At 36.0% G+C, this 669-nt stretch carries 1 protein-coding gene; it reads left to right on the forward strand.

The window, feature by feature from the left end; genetic code table 11:
* Window positions 1–40: 40 nt before the first annotated feature.
* On the forward strand, window positions 41–669 hold a 629-nt coding region (locus tag GJV77_RS14680), incomplete at its 3' end, for an IS256 family transposase (RefSeq protein WP_193563684.1).

The following is a 669-nucleotide window of genomic DNA, read 5'->3' on the forward strand; positions in this document are numbered from 1 at the left end:
ACAAAATTAATTATATCATATAAAAATGTAAATTAGTCTTATGAGCACAAACAACAAAAAGAACGGATTCGATTTCGAAAGTTTCAAGGAACAGGCTATGGCCGATATTTATCAAGGAAAGAAAATGGGCGGCCCAGATGGCGTATTCGGCCCACTTTTAAAGCACTTTTTAGAGACTATGCTAGAAGGAGAACTAGAGAATCATTTAGAAGAGGAGAAAGCAAAAGGAGTAACTAATCGCCGTAATGGTAAAACAACCAAAACGGTTAGAAGTATGCAATCTGGTCCTATAGAATTAGAAACAAGTAGAGATCGTAATGGAACTTTTGAACCTCAAATACTACCCAAGCGTCAGCTTATTATTACTGATCAGTTAGAGGAAAATGTAATCACATTATACGCTAAAGGAAGTGGTACACGAGATATCGCCAATTACATTATGGAAATGTACGGAATGGAGATCTCTGCAACGGAAATCTCGCGTATTACAGACAAAGTTTTACCTGCAATGAAGGATTGGAGAGAACGCCCTTTAGAGTCTATTTATCCTTTTGTATTTCTAGATTGTATGTTCTACAAAGTAAAAAAAGCAGGGAGTGTTACCCCTACTGCAGTCTATAATATATTAGGTATTAATCAAGAAGGGAAAAAAGAGTTACTTGGTGTTTA

The organism is Myroides pelagicus, from assembly GCF_009711055.1.
Taxonomy (GTDB): domain Bacteria; phylum Bacteroidota; class Bacteroidia; order Flavobacteriales; family Flavobacteriaceae; genus Flavobacterium; species Flavobacterium pelagicum.